Below are 19322 nucleotides of genomic sequence, written 5' to 3' on the forward strand. Positions count from 1 at the left end.
ATCTTTCAACTTTTTATTATTTTCTACTAGAAACGTATATCCAAACCTACCGCATATGTCTTGGACCATGGATAAACCCGGGCATCACTTCTCGATGTTTTCCAGTCGTTTTTGGTTGCCGCCTGCTCGGGGTCTATATACTTTGTATCCAACTTGGAGAAAGTCAATAAATTCTCTCCATTAAAGTAAATACGCAGATGATTGATCCCCTGTCTTGAAAGCCATCTCTCCGGCAAGGTATAGCCGACTGTCAAGCTTTTCAAACGACAGTATGCCAGATCCTGCAGATACCGATTATTCACCACAGCAAGCTCTCTATTGTTATTCAAAGCAACATATCCCCTGGGCCGTGGAAAATAGGCGTTCGGATTATCTTCGCTCCAGACCCTGCTCATAAAGTCGGTCGGAATAAAACTTGCATAAGGCCGTGTATAAGGTCCCCAGAAAACCAAAGATTCTTGACCCGGATACCAATGCTGACGGCCTATCCCTTGGAAGAAGGCGGAGACATCTATCCCATTCCAACTCGCCGACAAGCCTAAGCTATAATTATACCGCGGCAACGAGTTGCCTATTACTTTCATATCTTTCGGATCATTAGCGTTGGTGGTTTGCTCAATCTTATCATTGCCATCCAGATCGACAAACTTCAGATCTCCGGCATGCACACCATTGTCTATAGCACTGGCATTAATCATCTGATTGACAAACGTCTGGTCGACGGAATAGTCCATTGCTTCCTGATCGGTTTTGAAAAAGCCATCTACGACATATCCCCATATCTCGCCGAGCTGCTGCCCTTCATAAGGATCTGTTAAGATCCTATTGGGATTGTCATATTTTGTGACCCGGGAGAGATTATCGCCAAGACCGACCGTCACGCCATATTTCAGAGGCTTGCCCGCCAGACCAAAATCATCATTCCAGGCGATCGACGTTTCCCATCCTCGAGTCGTCAGATCGGCGACATTCATCTTGGGTGATGCGGCACCATATACAGCCGGCAATGTTTTGCCAGCCATCAGCATGCCTTCCGTATCCCGGATATAGGCATCGGCCGTGATATTCAGCCTATTGTTCATTAAACCGATATCAAGCCCTAAATTTTTTGTCGTGACAGTTTCCCAAGTCAAGTCTGTAGAATTGGGCGCTGATTCTCTCGCATATTCGGCTTTTGTAGCTTCGCCAAACGAGTAGTTTAATGTAGATCCGGTGTTGATCAGCTGCAGGTAGTCGTAATAGCCTACCGTTTTTTGATTTCCCAAAGAGCCATACGAAGCTCTGACTTTCAGATTATCCACATATTTTTTTGCATTTTCAAAAAAGGACTCTTCGCTTATCCGCCATCCTGCTGAAAAAGAAGGAAAAAATCCAAACCGGTGTCCTTGGCGGAAACGTGAACTTCCATCATAGCGGCCGCTCCCTTCCAATAGGTACCTGTCGTTAAATGCATAGTTGAAACGGTAGAAAAAACCCAAGATGGCGTAATCATCCACGCCGCCGGTTATACTAATATCATCGCCTTTGGCTATATTAAAATCGTCCAGGTCTTCCGAAAGAAGACCATTTCTTTTCATCTTGAGATTTTTGGAGTTTTTATAATCGTAGTTAGTTCCCAACATGACTTTTACATCATGCTTCTCAGCAAAGACATTATCATAAGTACCATATAAGTTGAACGTCCGACGCACCTGACGAGTCTGGGTTTCTGTCAGATAGTTGCCCCCAGTACGTCCCTCATCCATTACAATTGTTTCGCCGGGTATACGAGAGTAAGACACGTCCACCGAGCGATTCAGATCGGGCTGATAGACGTGTGCCCAACTGTAATTTGTTCGAATATCGACGTGTTTGGCAGGCTTAAACACAGCCTCGAACGTAGTGACAAATTCATAATCACGGTCTTGATTGCGATGACCTCTGTTCAACAATACAGCACCAATACCATCTGATACTTCACCCGTATCAGTCAACCCTGTCCTATATACGAGTGTTCCATCGGGATTTATCGGAACTATGCTGGCCAAAGCATGATTGGTCGCCCGCGAAAAGATATTGTTTACACCCGCCATACCCGGATAGGTATACCGCGAATAGAAATAAGCCGTTTTATTGCTAATTTCAAGCCAGGGCGTAACATCTGCTGATATTTTTGATTGAAAATTATATTTCTTATAATTATCCCGATCAATCCGGATAATACCTTTCTGATCGTAATAATTGCCAGACAATACATATTTGACCTTATCCGATCCTCCTGTTAGACTGAGATTATGTTCCCAAGTCGGCCGGGTATGGTCATACAACATGTTGTACCAGTCAAAGTTGCCATAATATTTATATTCCCCGTTTTCCTCGAGCACCCACGGACGAGAAGGGTCCTCTACCTTATCGTTCCGACGTAGCCATAGTTGATAATAGTCCTCCTGGGTATACTTGGTGTAGGGTACACCTTGGTAGGTTTGGTAAAACATATCGTTAATTCCCGCTGAATAATACCCTCTGGTTTCATAATCGGTTGAAGTCGTGCTGCCTCCGGCACTAAAACGCCCATTATAGGTCAGCGAAGTCTTACCCTCCTTACCACTTTTAGTCGTTACCAATATCACCCCATACGAAGCACGCGCACCATACACTGCGGCTGAAGAAGCATCTTTCAACACAGTCACTGACTCCACGTCGTTTGGATTGACACGATTGATGTCCCCCTCAATACCGTCTATAATGACTAATGGCGCGGCATCAGCACTGATGCTATTGACACCACGGATATTAAAACTTCCGCCCTGCCCTGGTCTACCCGAACTGAAACTTACATTCATATTCGGAACAGTTCCCTGCAACAGCTGAGATACATTTGCTGCCGAGCGGGAGGCCAATTGATCACTGGAAACCACAGAAACCGCACCAGTGAGATTTACTTTCTTCTGTGTTCCATATCCTACGACAACAACCTCATTAAGCGCTATATTTTCTTCCTGCAATACTATCCTGGCCACTTGCTCTTTGTCGGTTGCCTTCACGGTTACACTTTCATATCCAACAAAGGAAATAAATAAGGTCGCATTTTCCGAAACACCTGCTAAAGAGAATCTTCCGGAATCATCTGTGATGGTCGTTATATCTTCCTGCAATGATTTAACACTCACACCACGGATAGGCATGCCACTTGCATCGACCACGCTGCCATTGATGATAATTGATCGTCTGCTTTGCGAACCCGAATCTTCTTTCGCCCGTCGTGAAATAATTATCATCCGGTTTCTAAGTATAAATTCTAGATTTTCTCCGAGGATAGCATTCAATACTTGATCGATAGCCGTACGATTAAAGCTTTTCGTAACGGGTGCTTTTTCATCTACTTCATCCTTTCTGTAGAATATCGAGTAATTCGTCTGTCTTTCGATTTCTTTTAATACTTCCCCTAACGGTTGGTTCTTGAATTCTTTCGTCAAGGTTTGCGCTTTGATTTGTGATATCCCAAAGCACAGCAGCATAAAGAGTATCAGTTTGATACATTGGTTTTTGCGGTCATTCATATTTATTACGTTTACAAAATATTGGTCAACAATATATATTGTTATGGACTTATTCGGTGATATATACATCTTTATCCCGTCGCTCAATACTGATCGGAACAACTTCCTTTAAGGCAAAGAGAACTTCATCAATAGTTTCTTTATTTCGAAGAGAAATACGGAATCGTGTTGCTTTTACTTTTTGTGAAGACAGGTGAATGTTTACGTTATATTGACGGGATAATTTTTTAACAATTTCTTCGAGTGTCATATTGTCAAATTCCAGACGATCCTCGACCCAGGCATTTGATGGTCCGGGATCTACTTTTACGGTATTGATTTTTTGTGTTACCCAGTCCAGTTTTGTGGATTCGCCCGGGGTCATCCGGATAAGCTGGTTTTGATAATCAAGATCGACTGCTCCCTCAATCAAGGTCGTCGTTATAAAAGAATCATCCGGATATGCCGAAACATTGAATTTTGTCCCTCGCACAACGACATTATATCCTCGGGTTTCGACGGTGAACAACTTATTCTCTGGTTGTTTGGTCACTTCAAAATAACCCTCTCCATCCAGTTTTACTCTGCGATCGGACACATCAAAATGATCCGAATACGTTAGAACCGATCCTGCATTCAGCCATACGACAGTACTATCGGATAATATAATTTTGCTTTTACCTCCGTATGGTGCTTCAAATACAATATATTTCTCGGCGGGCAGTGACCTATATTTCCACAATAGCAGCGATACTCCGAATAAGACCGTTAAAATGGCCGCCACTGCGGCTATTTTTTTCCATGAAGATTTTTTTCGCTTCGCTAATAATGGTCTTATCGCTTCTTGCGTGCGGATCTTATTTTGCAACATAGCCCACGCTTGGTCTGTATCTCGGGACGACTTATTCGTCCGCTTCCATTCTTTTTCCCATTGTCTGAATAGTGCATTGTGATGAGGACTTTGATCGATATAATCAAAAAGCACTTTTTCATCCTGCTTTGCGATCTGCCCTTCAAAATATTGTATGGCTAATGTCCGGATATCTGTCTTATTCTCCATATACTTGCTTCTATATGATGTAACAATTAATTTTCGTTTTACCCAACCTCTATAAAAAACAAAAAAGCAGAAAATTTTCATTTCCTGCTTTTTTGATAGTCAAACTACGTTTTATTATGCGATAAATAACATTATCTTCCAATGATCCAGGCCAAAATCATGATATAAACATCCATAGGATATTTATGCTTGAAATAAGCAGAAAACTGCTGCAATGCCTTGGATATATGTTTTTCTACCGCTGTCGTTGAAATCTGAAGCGCCTCGGCAATTTCTCTGTTTTTCAGCCCTTCAAAACGGCTCATCAAAAAAACCTCCCGACAACGCTTGGGCAACTGATCGATGACCATGTCTATCTGTTCCTGCAATTCTTTGTACAATAACTTATGTTCGGTATCCAGTAAAAAATCGGTATAGTAAAGTCTTTCCTCCCCGCCCGCTTTTGCTAAATATTCTATCCGATGTTTCTCTACAACCGTCAAATGCTTTAGATAATTTAAACAACTGTTGCGTACCATGGTAAAGAGCAATGATGAGACGGATATGGCCGACAACATATCTTTCTTTTCCCAAAAACGGATGAAACATTCCTGAATAATGTCCTCTACTACAGCTTGGTCGTCTATAAAACGAGCGGCGTATCGCTGCAACCGGGGGTAATAACTTTTGAATATATACTCAAACGCCTCATTATTACCGTTCTTAATTTCCGCTAACAAAAGCTTTTCATCGAAAAACTCCATGCTTTCAGTCGATTTTTTATAAAAAAACACATTCATGGGAAATAAGCTTAAATTCAATTGGTAAAAATATACAAGCTAAATAACGGTAATATTAACAATATATGAAAAGCAGGTAAATAATATACAAGGACAAGATTACATGTTTTAAATGATAATCACAAGGATACTATTTCATATTCAATACTTCATAGTTTGTCATTTCATATATTCTTAAAGCAAAAAGAGTGATTTATTTATATTAATATACTTATTTTGCAACAAAATAACAACTGCAACTATGAATTTAAAATTTACCATCTTCCTTGGACTTCTTGTTTCAAACCTATCTTATGGACAAGAAATTGCACAGGGGATAGTTTACGAAGACATCAACCAGAATGGCCGAAAAGAACGCAAAGAAAAAGGTGTTGCACAAGTTGCAGTTAGCAATGGCGTGGAAGTTGTCCTTACTGACATTTCCGGGAAATACCAGCTCCCGGCCCGAGAAAACAGCATTTTCTTCGTCATCAAACCCAACGGATATCATTTTCCGTTGAATGAAAATAACAATCCACAGTTTTATTATATCCACAAGCCGGAAGGTTCTCCTAAGCTAAAGTTTACAGGAAGCGAACCGACTGGAAAATTGCCTAAATCGTTAGATTTTGCCTTAATGAAGGACAACAAAGAACAAAAAAACTTTCGTGCTCTGGTATTTGGAGATCCGCAGGCCTACACCATGGAGGAGGTCGATTATTTTGATAAAGGCATTGTTCAAGACATCACTGATCCCGAGCAATTTTCCTTCGGTCTTAGTCTCGGTGATTTAGTCGGTAATGATCCCACACTCTTTATCCCCTATAACAAGGCTGTAGCACAACTTGGTATGCCTTGGTTCAACGTGATGGGCAACCACGATATGAACTTCGATGTCCAGGATGACATCTACGCCGACGAGACGTTTGAAAAAACATTCGGGCCTAATAATTATGCTTTCCATTACGGAGATGCTTACTTTATTGTGCTGGACAATATCCTATACCCTAACCCACAAACAGGAAAAGGATATTTGGGCGGTTTTCGGAAAGACCAACTGGATTTTGTCGAAAACAGCTTAAAATTTGTTCCAAAAGACAAGCTTATCGTATTGGCCTTTCATATTCCGTTGCGAAGTGCCTTTCGAAAGGAAGACCGTCAACGCCTTTTTGACCTGTTGGTTGAATACCCCAACACCCTTTCCTTGTCTGCCCACACGCACCTCCAACGGCATAATTTTTATACCAAAGAGGAGGGCTGGCAGCAGGATCGTCCCCATCATGAGTATAATGTCGGCACGACATCCGGTGATTGGTATTCAGGCTTGACAAACAAACAGGGTGTGCCGGCATCGACTATGCGTGATGGAACACCTAAGGGCTATGCCATATTGAATGTCCAAGGCAATACGTATACCTTGGATTACAAAGTAGCTGGTGAATCCGAAGATTATCAAATGAACATTATTTTTCCCGCAGTATTGAAACGTAGCAACGTATCACGGCACACCCTGTACACCAACTTTTTTATGGGCTCGGCCAAGGATGTTGTGGAATATAGCCTGGATGGAAAAAAATGGGTAAAAATGAAATATGCGGAAGTGGAAGATCCCAAGTACCAATATGAAGTCTTGAAATTCGATAATGCGGATATGTTGATGGATGCACGGAGACCATCAACACCAGTGACCTCTACGCATATCTGGACGATTAAACTACCGAAGAAGAAATTAGCAGCGGGCCGCCACACCATACATGTCAGAGCAACGGACCTATTTGGTAAGACACATCTTCAGTCTAAAGAAGTAGAGATTGTTGAGTAGAAAAAAAGGGGCGCTAACCAGGCGCCCTCTCATTAAAAAGCTATGTAGACTGTATCTACAATTATAAAATCAGCAAACTGATTTTATTCGATAATGGCGAACGATCTTGTATTAATAGATCCGATCCGCTTATTTCCCCTGAACGTGGCTGCCTTAACAGTGATTGGCAATTTTATCTCAAAGGGTTTAATATATAAGACCGAATTTACGGTAGGCTCTGTACCATCCAAGGTGTACCGTATCTCAGGTTCATAACTATACGCCTCTAAGTTTACATGAGCGATAGCAGATACCGTATCAACATCCGCTGCAAACCATACATTATAGTGGCTTTTTGCATAATGGATACCCATCCTGTCGTAATTAGCAAGTTCATATTCCAAACGTCTCGAAAACCCCTTCCAATCTTTCAACGAAGGATGTGTCCAACTGACTTCTGCCAGCGCGGTTATACGTGGAAAAACCATATATTCCACCGCTTCAGGAGAATGGATATGCTCAGTCCATACATTGCCTTGCACACCTTTTATATATTTATGATCAGCACTTTCCAATTCCTCGGGTACAGGTTCGTAAGCATATAATTTTTGTATAGGTAGTATTCTCCTGGTATGCGCGTACGGTTCTAAGTGAGCTTCTCCTTGGGGAAAATCAAGATACATGAAATCGCTTGGACTCATCACGACCTCATGCTGCTGTTTTGCTGCTTCGATCCCGCCCTTTATGCCTCTCCACGACATGACCATAGCATTGGGAGCCAGTCCTCCTTCCAAAATCTCGTCCCAACCGATAATATTCTTTTGCTTGGTAAGGAGAAATTTCTCAATTCTCTTGATAAAATAACTCTGTAACTCGTGTTCATCTTTCAAACCTTCTTCATGTATCCTTGCCTGACATTTTGGGCAGGCCTTCCACCTATCTTTGGGACATTCATCACCACCGATATGGATGACGCTTCCCGGAAACAATGCCGTCACTTCTGTCAGCACGTCTTCTAAAAACTGAAACGTCTTTTCATTGCCTGCGCAATAGACATCCTTTTCGACTCTCCACTGTCCTGGAATCTTAAAAGGACCGCCGGTACAGGAAAGATCAGGAAAAACAGAAAGTGCCGCTAAGGAGTGTCCGGGCATCTCGATCTCGGGTATAATTGTAATAAATTTAGATTGCGCATATTTTACAACCTCTTTGATCTGCTCCTGTGTATAATAGCCACCGTGTGGATGTTTATCTATCCCGATCGGCCCTCTGATGTATTGCGTTTCGGAACGCCAAGCCCCTTTTGCAGTGAGCTCTGGATACTTCTTTATTTCTATTCGCCAACCCTGATCTTCAGTCAAATGCCAGTGAAAGGTATTCATCTTATACATCGCCATACGATCGATCATCTTCTTGATAAATTCTACAGAATAAAAATACCTCCCCACATCCAGCATCAACCCTCGCCACTCAAATCTCGGCTTGTCATATATTTCCACAGCAGGAACGACAGATTTAACCGTCGAATTATTCATTAACTGTACAAGAGACTGCATGCCATAAAAAATACAATGAGCACTTTCTCCGGTGATCGTAATAGAATTCCTATCAGAAATTAGTTTATATCCCTCGATCCCTAAGGAATCTGTTACCCCCGCAGTCATCAAACGAATAGAATTGCTTCCGGAGCTTACAACTTTTTCTATCAACTGAAGTCTTAAACCTGTAATGTCATAAATCTTATCTAACAATTGGTTCCCCACTGCTTTTATATCTCCTTTCCCCGGCTCGATATATATTACAGTGTGACTATTAATCTTAAAATTCCCCGGCACACTTTTAAAATATAATGGTTTAGGTATAATGGTATTTAATGTGTCCCTATTGCCAATAGCATCTTTTGCAAAAAACACTATTAACGCAAACATCACTACTATAATCTTCATACTTTCTATTTAATATAGTTTTTTAATTTCCTAAAGTTCTTGATCCGGTGGAAAGTCAGATAATTCGCATCGTGCTGTCGATGTGCCCCGCCATACGCATCATCAAAAGCTGTTCTGGATACAAATACAATATTTTTTGCACCTTCAAACTGCCAGTCTACATACTGAAATCCATGTTTATTCCTATCGGAATGATGAAGTATATACTTATGTATCCGCCAGTTTCGAAGATCTTTAGACGAACATAATGCTATCGTATTTCGTATTCTGCCCGTTTCCTTTATATGCATCAAATCAGGTGCAATAACATTCGACAACGTCCAATATAAATTCGTGATACTGTCGTACCGAACTGAAAACTTCTTAGACCCTCCCGGAAAATTTATAAAGTCCTTTTCTTTGTCAAATGTTGCCCTCAAACCATCATCTGAAACGGGCACAACTGCTGCTTTTTCCACACCGGCAACCTGTGTACTTACCCGCAGCAGATTAACAACATTTCCGTTTGTATCTAATACCGCATTGCCTTCCAGCCATCCGACAAATGCACCCTTCAAGTATGTAGAATCATAGGGCAGACTATTCGTTTTTCTCCACGTCGACGCTTTCATCAGGTCGCCGGACAGATTTGCCGAAAACATACTGCTCATAAACATTTTTCCCCATTTCTTTTGCCTACGGTCTATTTCTTCTACGGCCCGCCACATATAACCATTATGTCGAATAATAGGTACAGGCGCGGTATGGTATTTCCCCGCAAATAATAATCCTGAATTCTTATCTAAAGGTTCTGTCCAGGTATATCCCCCATCGGTGGATTTTCTGATAATAAGATTACCGTATTCTCTATCAGTACCAAATAGATATAACACATCGTTATGTTCAAAAAGCGTTGACCAAAACTGCCCATGTACCACACTAATCTGTTCCCACGTCTTCCCCTTATTGATCGATTTAAAAACAACCGTTATTCCAATATTCTTTTCAACAGCTCCGGGTCCAAAAAAATCATGCGATGCGACATAGTCTTCATTGCTTCTCAAACATAGTGAGGGAGAGCCAATATATTTACCTGTCGATGCCGAACTATAATCAATAATAACTCCCGGAGGCCTTTTGGATTTAGTTTTCTGCGCGTACAAACCCGACAATGCACTTACTAGCATACACGCAACCAAACTACATAGTCGTAGTTTCAGCATGACCTCAATTAACATATTTCGCATAGTCTTTCAGGACATAAGAGGTAAATCTGTTTGCATCATGATAATTTGCAGCCCCACCCCACGCTTCTCTTACCACGAAGACGATATTATCACCGTCAAAAACAAAATCGACGTATTGGTAGCCTACGAGTAGCATTGTATCCTCCCAAAAATGGATATTATCGTCATATAGAACAGTCTCGACGATTTTCCAATTTAATAAATCATCGGATACCACCAACGAAAGCACGCACCGATGCCCTGCAAAAGTTGCATCCACGCTGTTGTTTACCAACGAATAGTATTTCTTTGTCTTGGTGTCATATTTGATAGAAAACTTAGTGGTCCCTCCCGGAAAATCAATAATATCTTGTGGATACCTGAACAACAGTTTTTGACCATCCGGTGAGAGTTTCATTATTGCTGCTTTGTCGGGGTATGGCCTTGCATTAAATCGGATAAAATTCCAGACATTCCCGTCAGGTGCCTGGACAGCGTTCCCTTCCAACCATCCCGGAGCCAAAAAGTTATAGGGTTCCTTCCAGTTTTGATAATCATAGGATAGTTTTTCGGTGGCAACCCAATTTGACGCATCCAGTAAGTCACTATCTTCCGGAGCAGAAATCATAAATGCTTTCATTTTAGGAAACTCATGCGGTGTGTTATCTTCAAAAGCTCTATATATCCTACCATTTGCCTTTAATACTGGTGTTGGCGCTGTGTGATGGTTTGGAGGGGTATCATAGGGATTCGTCCCTCCTTTAAATAAAACACCCGTTTGACTATCAGTCGCATTTGTCCATGTCGTCCCTTTGTCTGTACTTTTCCGAATGATAATGTCTCCTAAGCTACTTTTTGTACCCATCAAATACAGCGCATCATCATGGTAAAAGAGAGTTGCCCACATAATGCCTGTCAGTTCGGTCACCAACTGCCATGACTTTGCCCCATCCGTGGAACGGAATATATAATTCACCAAACCTACACCACTGTTTGTACAACTTGCTATAAATGTACCATCCGGCAGACGTTCGATACTGGGATTCGAGACATATCGTTTCTTAGCCGGATCCAGATACAAAAGCTCTTGTCTTGTGCGTCTCACGTCTCTTTTCGGGGCCAGATATTTGTCTGGGAGAAAGTAGTCCGGCATAATCGCTATTATTTCTTTTGATGATGTTTGTTTAAACGCATCAATATTATCTCCATACACCACTAACTTCCCATTCAACCCTTGAAATATTTTTTTGTCCAAAGCGAAGGATACCGCCTCTGCAGGCACAAACAAGGTCTCATACCTGAGCTGTATAGTGCTATTTAATGATGTCTGTTGACCATTGATAGTGATGAAATCATCTCCCTCTTTCATTGTGATGTTTCGTACCCCATCTTTGATATGCACAATTTTGGTTTGTGCATTCCAATCCACATCAGCTCCAAACTTGTCTGCTACGAACGCCACGGGTATATACATAGTCCCCTGTTCCATAAACGGCATTACAGTCGCATGATCTCCATCTATAAAATACCGCTTACTACCTGCTATGGCATGATTTTTCCCAGTATATAGCGCGATATTGTTTTGCATCAACGTCCTTATACCTTTTACTTTTTCACGTTCAGCATCTTGCACACTTACTAAATTGGGATTCCGATCCGGTCGTGCAAGTGCATAAATTTCATCTTCATTTAACCTTCTATTATATAACCTCACATCATCAATCGCCCCGTTGAATGTATAATTACGTCCTTTGAAACCTCCAATGAAATCATTTACACGTTGGCTTGGAACCTCATATTTGTCACTGCTAAAGTGAGGTACATTCCCGACCTTTACTGGTATTTTTTCGGCATTTACATACAACAAAAACTCATTCTTTACATAATCAACTGTAGCTGTAATGTGTACCCAGGTCTGCGAAAAAGTATAATTGAAGCCATTAGACTTAAAGGTTTCCGTTGCTGTGCTCCGCCCTCCTATCCGGAGTTCTCCTTTCGGTGCCAGATATACAGTAAAACCCGATCCGGAACCATTAAACGTATTGAATATATCATAACGTAAATCTGGATGATCGGTATTTTTGATCCAACACGATAACGTGATCTGGCTAGCGCCATCCAATTTCTCATATAGCTTTTTTCCTAAATCGATGTAGCCATTCGTACTCGTCGTAAAAGAAACTGCATGCCGGTAATATCCACTCCCCCATGCACTTTCAATCAGCGTTCCATTAGCGGTGGTGGAAGAGCTGTCACCGGCTATACTTCCTTTTCCCTCATCCATAGCCCAGTACCCAACCAAACCTTCTTGTAAACTTACTGGTAATGGCGGAACACCCTCCGAACTATCCCGATCTACTTGTTTACTACAACTCGCATAGGCGACTGATACCGTAAGTAACAACGTAATATAGGTATGAATTAATTTATTCATCGTTTTCATATTTATGCGTAACATCTGATCTCGAATATTCGGGCCAACTTGTCTCCATTTGTTTTCTGTACCGTTATCCGTACCGCATCCGCCGTTATTTTTTCAGGCAGTTGGTGGACGAACTTGCGCAGATAGTTTCCTTTTATTAGATTTTTGTAGACGGATTTTCCTTTGTGGAGGACATCGATCAGAAAATCGGAGATAGTCTCCGGTTGCGGCCCTCTAACCTGCCCTTTCAATACTACTGCCTCACCCGATATTCTTAAGAAACGATGCAAACCGGTATCAAATGTAAATTCTATTTGATTTAAAGATACCGCATCCTTCCAACGCAATTCTACCCAAGGAGATACATCACCCATCTCGGCTTGCCACTGATGGACCTGTCCGTCCTGTATATCTCGGTTAATACCATCTATCACACGAATAGCTTTCCCTTTTTCTGTTTCTGAAGAGGCTTTTACACTCGCTTTTCGAGCTAAATCTTTGTCGTCAGTATTGACGACATGCAATATCGGTTGATCCTGTCTGAGTAGAATCTGCCTAAACTCTTTGATATTGTCTCCCTCTGCACACAACGCCGCCGGGGTAATATTTTTGTTTATACAATAATTAGCCGCTGTTCCTACGGCTTGCCCCATGGCTGCACAGGTTGCCATCACCCGAGTCGAAGAAAGTGCGATATGTGAGCCACTCATATTCCTACCTGCCATCAATAAGTTATCAAAACTTTTGCTATATAACGATCGCATGGGGATAGGATAAGGCCCTTTCAAAGGTACTGCCCGAAATGGCTTTGCGGCCGTGTCATCCATTCCCAAAGGTAAATGATCGTCTAATGCCCATCCTCCATACGCCACACCATCATATAATTTTTCGGGCGATTGAATATCCTTTTGCGTCATAATGTAATCGCCAGTTATCCTTCTGCTTTCTCGTTTTCCAGGGATAGCTCCAAACCAGGAAAGCGCCCAATTTTCGGACTCGGGGTGGTTGCCTGAGTTTTTGATATAATCCCAAACGCCAAACAACACCGCCATCAGATCATGCCTGATTTTTTGGCCATCTTTAATGATATCTTCCATACCGCCCAACTCCAGCCACCAATAACCGTATTCCCATGACGTGATTTTCCGATGCTGAAAGTCTTTTAATGTATATTTTCTCGCCCATGAAGGTGCTTTAAATGGCATAGGCTTATCGTATTCTTCTGCCATAAACAGCAAACTGTTTCCCATCGTGATATCGTCAGGCTTTTCATGTCCCAGTGATTCATTCCACTTTGACCTCGCCTCCCTTCCTATCATAAATTCTGCACCGACTAATGCGGCCAGCGTACCATCACCTGTACAATCGACGAAATATTTACCTTGTACCTCATATAATTCCTCTGTTTGCGAACAATAGGCCTTCACATGAGTTATTGTCCGTCCCCTTGCAGTTGCATCATACACACTGGCATCGAACAAAAGTGTTATATTGGGCTCAGACATCACCTTGTCATACAACACGTAGTCTAAAATCTCATAAGACTTTTGTTGATTCACTACCGCTTCCTCCAACATCAACTCTTCTAATATCCCCGTTTCTCTCCAAACCTGCCTCAAAACGGTTGCGCCCGATATGTGCATCCTCACTTCACTACTTGCGTTTCCGCCTAATCTCGAGCGATTTTGAATCAGCACGACTTTCGCACCATTTCTCGCTGCTGCTATGGCCGCACAAACACCCGACATGCCTCCTCCTGCCACCACAACATCAGTTTCCATCTTACGTGTGATATAAGTATCTTCATTATCGATCACGTCAACCAGCTTCTTTTTTTCTACATTTCCTTGATAAGCTGCTACCGGATTAATAAAAAATGCGCTGGTTCCCAAACCAATAGCCTTCAAAAAATTACGTCTATTATCTTTCATTTCCTTTTATCTTTTTATTCACAGTTGTTTTAATAAATCTTCTGTATATTCACGTATATCTGCGTTATTGACTGTAAGAAGCGAATGAACATCTTGCAACAGTTGATCTTTTACGATCAGTCTATTACCTTTTAATATATCAAATGCCAAGTCCAACTGTTTCCCGGACAGTACAGGAATGGATTGAATTAATAACCTTAAGTTATCGGTAGGTATAGCAAGTTTCGATAGCTTTTCCAGTATAAAGACTCGTACGGCATTCTTAAGTTCAGGCATTTGCTTAAATACCCTCGCTTGCAACTCTTCCTTTGACCAAACTCCTTGCGGCAGTTTCTCCAGTGCATATAACGGTACGAAATCATCCTTATCTCCTATCAGCTGAATCAGCTGATCCTTAAATACCTCTACCTTAGCTTCTGGAATGTTGTCGATTAAATAGTATTGATAATCCCTATTTCCCGAAAGCAAGAGTCTTTTTATCTCGGCATCTGTAAACACATTTTTTTGAGAGTTTGCTAAAATTTTCCTTCTAATATCACTGTTTACGAAATGCCACAATCTATAAACGGTATATACCGCACCTGGAACGACAGCACTTTCAAACGTTTTACTCGTCGCTCTTGTAACCGCGTCAGCTTTTATGAGCGACGCTACCCTAACGGTAGTATCCAAGAGCTCTTCCATGGCATAATCCCGTAATAAAGACTCCGTATCCGCCAATATTTCTTTTAGCTTAAGATGATCTTCGGGAGTAAAGGCAACATGATCAAATTTTGTCAAACGATTCTCCTCAGTTGTTGCATAATCTGCGAAGTTTCCCAGCAGGTCCCAATATATATCTACATTGATTGGTCTGCACAAACCATCCAAGCACACTTCTCCGGTCAAATTAGTCGAATAATATGTAGCAAAGCCGTGATTGTCCTTTAATAAGTAAACGACAAACCTTTCATTCTCCGAACTGAAGATGAATGCTTCTTGCTTTGTACCTAATGCATATTTATGATCCGTCTGGGCAATCAAATATGACAATCCACTTGCCATTAATAACCAGATGCATACAACCTCTTTGGCCATTTTTTACAACACTTTACTTAGCCTTTACTTCCCCGTCCAATGACAGGACATAGTCTTGTGGATTTCCTCCCTCAGATCTTCCTATAGTAAATGTAGCAGTTTCGGGATTCGTACCTCCCCATATATATAACCGAAAGACAACACCTTTTTTTTGCCCTATCTCCTGCAGTGCCCTAACCCCCGACAGTTGCAATACCGGTTGCCATAAGCCATCAGGCTTACCATAGTCATATTTAATACTGACATCTTTATCTCCTAATTCGTTGAACTTCTTTCCATCTAAACTGTATGCCCATCTGTAGTAATAAGGCCCTCCCGCTCCTGGTCTCAGCTTCGCTTTTAGAGACGAAAGTGCCACCGTATAGCCCTTATTCGGTTGTACCCTAAACTCATAGTATGCTCCTTTGGAAAACGCTTTTTCTTTCGTATTATCAGAAGTCCCCACCAAGGAAAGCCTCGAAACAAAGCTTCTGGTAAACGTATTGGGGTTAATAAGCGCATTGCCTCTGATAAGTTCAGAGGGTTTCAAATTCGGATCCCGCAACTTTGCAGCCGCAGACTCCTCATTCCCTTTAGTATCCGGATCGGAAAAGTTCCATCCCAATATTTGTGTGTGACCTATATTGACTACAAATAATAATATGGCAATTCCGAAAAGTTTTATCTTATTTTTCATGTTTATTTCTTTTTGTATGTTCAACTGATTTTTGCTATTCAAATTATCCGACACCCTTATGGCTTAACCGTTATTTCAAGCTGTTTAATAACAGTTTTCTCACCATATACATTTGCATTTTTTGCCTCAAACACCACATGATATGTTCCTGCTTCGCTATACGTGTGTGTATATGCGTCAATCACACCATCTTCCACTGTTTTCACAGAAACAGCCTTATCGATACCGAAATCTACCGTTTTGCCAATATCAAGGGGATTAGTAATCGCCCATGCGGTGTGCGTAACGTCATCCTGTGACGGAGAGATATTACCATAAAAATTCAAATAGGTAGCCTGCAGGTTAGATCTGCCTGCCGCGAAAGTCGCTGACTTCACCAATTCCTTTGGCGGTGTAATGCCAGCACTGGCGTGTGTAGCCAGCGTCGATTTTTCACCATTGGAACTTAAAGATTCCAGTAAAAAACTACGCACTCTAAGAAAATTAGGGATAAGACCGTGTGTCGATCTCGGCATAGCCGTGTATCGAAATGCAATATATGTCGGCTTGCCATCTTCAATATAAGGTGATATATTTCCTGCTCCTGAAGCGATCCAAGTGCTATTCTCATCCGAGAGATGAGCTACCCTAAATTCGTCAGTGATATCAGTCCAATCGGCAGCTTCCACGTCACTGATATTAAGCTCTCCATTAAAATTGTTAGAAAGGAGAACCGCCAGCTGGTTATCTTGTGTAGCGTCCCGGCTATTAATAATTAAGGACTCAAACGACAGGGTAATGTCCGATTCTTCTATCCTTCCAGCCCTAAATTCATAATCATTACCCCACTCGCCAGAATAAAAGTTAATAAAATCCGGACTTCCTGAAAAATGAAAAGTTACTTCTTCATTGGCTTTGACCTCCAAAGACTCCACATCTACATCGAAATCAGGGAGATCAACATTCGCTTCCTTACTGCAGGAAGAGAGCATTAATGCACAGAATAGGATTAATAAATAATATGTTTTCATTACATTTTCTTGTTTAATTTTACCATCCATTATTTTGTGGTTTGAGATTAGGATTAACCCCCATGTCATGTGCCGGAATAGGCCAGACCACATCTCTTGCAGATGCATTCGTATAATAAATAAGTGCATTATTTCTGTCCGTAAAAGCGGGCGCAGCCAATGTCAGCGTCCGGCAATATTCCATCCGCTCTTCGAAAATGCCCCACCTTACAATATCTCCCTTTCGTAGGAGCTCAAAAGCCAACTCTCTGGCTCTCTCCTGTTGTATCAATTCCCGGAAAGCTATTCTATCCACTAAATCTAAAGGTGAAGCGTCCGCATCCCCTACCGTAGTTAGGGTAGCCATTGCCGTTGCCCCAGTGCCATTACCTCCTGTGATCGTAACAACAGGTGTAGAAGTAAACTGTATACCTGGATTGGTTATGGTTATCTCGGTCACACTGCCACCCGAGATACTGGCTGTAGCGGTAGCACCCGTACCATTTCCCCCTGTTATCGTTACTGCCGGGGCCACAGTATATCCTGTTCCTCCAGCAGTAACATCAATAGTCTTTATATTCTCCGAAACACCTCCTTTACCGTTAAGATATTTACCGTACGCCCGTCTTCTCACATCGTTCAGGTATTGTTTAGCTAAGGGGCTAGGTCCATCCTCATTATTCGACTCATTATCAGCCTCTGCATACATGAGCAAAACATCAGCGTAGCGCAATAATGGAAAGTTGATAGACGTATACCCATCGACTTTAGGCAACAGTGTTTCGTACTCCCTTCTGAACTTCCCCACATGTCTTTGACTGATTTCCGTGGTGGTATGATATGTTTTTGTAGCCGGATTCACGTTATTGTATTTGAATGGTGCTATTGCCCAGTCTCTCCGTTGGTCGTATGAATAGAGCTTATCCGGCGAATCGTACAGGTTATACAGGTATATGCTCGAATGGGTATAACCTACGGCATAACCTATCGAAGGGTCTAGATTTTGTCCATACCGAATACCATTTCCCCGTCCGACCATTCCACCACTTGTGTATGGCCCGACACTATTATTTCCCCAAAATTCGACTTCCCAAATACTTTCTTTATAATCATATTTATCTTGTATATAATTTATAAACACGTCTTCGTACGAGACATTCAGTTCATGAACACCCAAACTGATTACTTTCTCTGCCCATTTTTTAGCATCTGCATACTTCGATGTTTCATTAACCGGTGAGCCAGCCATATGCAAACATACCCTTGCCATGATACCCCACACAGCAGACTTACTGACTTTACCTCCATGCCCGATGGTCTCAATATCTTCTACCATATCAGCGGCACGCTCCATATCTTCCAATATCTGTTCATACACTTTTTTTGCCGGTGTCCTTGGAAGGTGTATATCTGTTATCGAAGCTGACACTGGTGTTTTTAGAAGTAATGGTACATCACCAAAATTTCTAACCAACATAAAATAGAAATAGCCCCGTAAAAACAAAGCTTGCCCTTCTATAACTTTTCGTTGCGTCTCATCCATGACGGGCTTATTGATATTCTCCAGTAATAAATTCGCTTTATTAATACCCACATACAGTTCTTGCCAGAATGCCTCTATTTTAATATCATTGGTAGAAACATTATACCCACCAACAGTGGCTAACTCATTGGCAAAGGAACTAAACCCTTCATCAGCTTCAAGTCCCATTCTTCCCAACATGTAGTTTCCGTATAAATAAGAGCTTCTCAATGTCGCATACACGCCGTTTAATGCATTTTGCAACTGTTCTTCTGTATCGTAATAATTTTTAGGTGTTAAAAAATCATCTGGAGTGGTGTCTAAAAACTTTTCACAGGAAATCAGTAACACCCCTATAATCAACGATAAAGAAGCTATAAAACAACTTTTTTTCATCTTAGAATCTTTTAATAAATA

12 protein-coding genes are annotated in these 19322 nt (G+C 41.6%); 1 reads left to right on the forward strand and 11 read right to left on the reverse strand.

Going from position 1 to position 19322, the window contains the following annotated elements:
• Window positions 1–26 precede the first annotated feature (26 nt).
• The 3 genes from G5B30_RS09445 to G5B30_RS09455 form a co-directional block, all read right to left on the reverse strand.
• Entirely contained in the window at window positions 27–3539 is a 3513-nt protein-coding gene (locus tag G5B30_RS09445) for a SusC/RagA family TonB-linked outer membrane protein (protein WP_165319734.1), read from the reverse strand.
• A gap of 49 nt (window positions 3540–3588) precedes the next feature.
• A complete protein-coding gene (locus tag G5B30_RS09450; RefSeq protein ID WP_165319735.1) occupies window positions 3589–4578 on the reverse strand; it encodes a FecR family protein in 990 nt (329 codons plus the stop codon).
• A gap of 131 nt (window positions 4579–4709) precedes the next feature.
• Window positions 4710–5357 carry an RNA polymerase sigma-70 factor gene (locus G5B30_RS09455; RefSeq protein WP_206367069.1) on the reverse strand — a complete coding sequence of 216 codons (648 nt, stop codon included), beginning with the start codon at window positions 5355–5357 and terminating at the stop codon, window positions 4710–4712.
• A gap of 241 nt (window positions 5358–5598) precedes the next feature.
• On the opposite strand from G5B30_RS09455, the gene G5B30_RS09460 reads away from it, so the two are divergent.
• Window positions 5599–7158, forward strand: a complete 1560-nt coding sequence (locus tag G5B30_RS09460) for a calcineurin-like phosphoesterase C-terminal domain-containing protein (protein ID WP_165319736.1) — start codon at window positions 5599–5601, stop codon at window positions 7156–7158.
• A gap of 83 nt (window positions 7159–7241) precedes the next feature.
• Here G5B30_RS09460 and G5B30_RS09465 read toward each other — a convergent pair whose 3' ends face one another.
• From G5B30_RS09465 to G5B30_RS09500, 8 genes are read right to left on the reverse strand one after another with little or no spacing between them, the layout of a single operon-like run.
• On the reverse strand, window positions 7242–9083 hold the full coding sequence (locus G5B30_RS09465; RefSeq protein WP_165319737.1) for a beta-N-acetylhexosaminidase: 1842 nt from the start codon (window positions 9081–9083) through the stop codon (window positions 7242–7244).
• Window positions 9084–9088: 5 nt separating this feature from the next.
• Window positions 9089–10309, reverse strand: coding sequence for a glycoside hydrolase (locus tag G5B30_RS09470; protein WP_240903167.1), 1221 nt, complete (start codon window positions 10307–10309; stop codon window positions 9089–9091).
• Window positions 10290–12722: a LamG-like jellyroll fold domain-containing protein gene (locus G5B30_RS09475; protein ID WP_165319738.1), complete on the reverse strand. Its 2433-nt coding sequence runs from the start codon at window positions 12720–12722 to the stop codon at window positions 10290–10292. Before G5B30_RS09475 ends, G5B30_RS09470 begins: the two co-directional genes overlap by 20 nt.
• An 11-nt stretch (window positions 12723–12733) precedes the next feature.
• Entirely contained in the window at window positions 12734–14641 is a 1908-nt protein-coding gene (locus G5B30_RS09480; RefSeq protein ID WP_165319739.1) for an FAD-dependent oxidoreductase, read from the reverse strand.
• Window positions 14642–14659: 18 nt separating this feature from the next.
• Window positions 14660–15718, reverse strand: a complete 1059-nt coding sequence (locus G5B30_RS09485; RefSeq protein ID WP_165319740.1) for a hypothetical protein — start codon at window positions 15716–15718, stop codon at window positions 14660–14662.
• Window positions 15719–15731: 13 nt separating this feature from the next.
• The gene (locus G5B30_RS09490; protein WP_165319741.1) at window positions 15732–16394 is read right to left on the reverse strand and encodes a hypothetical protein; all 663 of its coding nucleotides are present in this window, start codon (window positions 16392–16394) and stop codon (window positions 15732–15734) included.
• A 56-nt stretch (window positions 16395–16450) separates the two neighbouring features.
• Window positions 16451–17404 (reverse strand): DUF5017 domain-containing protein, encoded by a 954-nt coding sequence (locus G5B30_RS09495; RefSeq protein ID WP_165319742.1) that lies wholly within the window; start codon window positions 17402–17404, stop codon window positions 16451–16453.
• 19 nt (window positions 17405–17423) lie between these two features.
• On the reverse strand, window positions 17424–19301 hold the full coding sequence (locus G5B30_RS09500; RefSeq protein ID WP_165319743.1) for a RagB/SusD family nutrient uptake outer membrane protein: 1878 nt from the start codon (window positions 19299–19301) through the stop codon (window positions 17424–17426).
• Window positions 19302–19322 lie beyond the last annotated feature (21 nt).

Source organism: Sphingobacterium sp. SGG-5 (assembly GCF_011043525.1).
GTDB lineage: Bacteria > Bacteroidota > Bacteroidia > Sphingobacteriales > Sphingobacteriaceae > Sphingobacterium.

What these genes read in the sequence shown, in the direction of transcription:
- G5B30_RS09500 (WP_165319743.1), bottom strand. Translation starts at nt 19,301, where the DNA reads ATGAAAAAAAGTTGTTTTATAGCTTCTTTATCGTTGATTATAGGGGTG.
- G5B30_RS09460 (WP_165319736.1), top strand. Translation starts at nt 5,599, where the DNA reads ATGAATTTAAAATTTACCATCTTCCTTGGACTTCTTGTTTCAAACCTA.
- G5B30_RS09450 (WP_165319735.1), bottom strand. Translation starts at nt 4,578, where the DNA reads ATGGAGAATAAGACAGATATCCGGACATTAGCCATACAATATTTTGAA.
- G5B30_RS09490 (WP_165319741.1), bottom strand. Translation starts at nt 16,394, where the DNA reads ATGAAAAATAAGATAAAACTTTTCGGAATTGCCATATTATTATTTGTA.
- G5B30_RS09465 (WP_165319737.1), bottom strand. Translation starts at nt 9,083, where the DNA reads ATGAAGATTATAGTAGTGATGTTTGCGTTAATAGTGTTTTTTGCAAAA.
- G5B30_RS09470 (WP_240903167.1), bottom strand. Translation starts at nt 10,309, where the DNA reads ATGCGAAATATGTTAATTGAGGTCATGCTGAAACTACGACTATGTAGT.
- G5B30_RS09480 (WP_165319739.1), bottom strand. Translation starts at nt 14,641, where the DNA reads ATGAAAGATAATAGACGTAATTTTTTGAAGGCTATTGGTTTGGGAACC.
- G5B30_RS09495 (WP_165319742.1), bottom strand. Translation starts at nt 17,404, where the DNA reads ATGAAAACATATTATTTATTAATCCTATTCTGTGCATTAATGCTCTCT.
- G5B30_RS09475 (WP_165319738.1), bottom strand. Translation starts at nt 12,722, where the DNA reads ATGAATAAATTAATTCATACCTATATTACGTTGTTACTTACGGTATCA.
- G5B30_RS09445 (WP_165319734.1), bottom strand. Translation starts at nt 3,539, where the DNA reads ATGAATGACCGCAAAAACCAATGTATCAAACTGATACTCTTTATGCTG.
- G5B30_RS09455 (WP_206367069.1), bottom strand. Translation starts at nt 5,357, where the DNA reads ATGAATGTGTTTTTTTATAAAAAATCGACTGAAAGCATGGAGTTTTTC.
- G5B30_RS09485 (WP_165319740.1), bottom strand. Translation starts at nt 15,718, where the DNA reads ATGGCCAAAGAGGTTGTATGCATCTGGTTATTAATGGCAAGTGGATTG.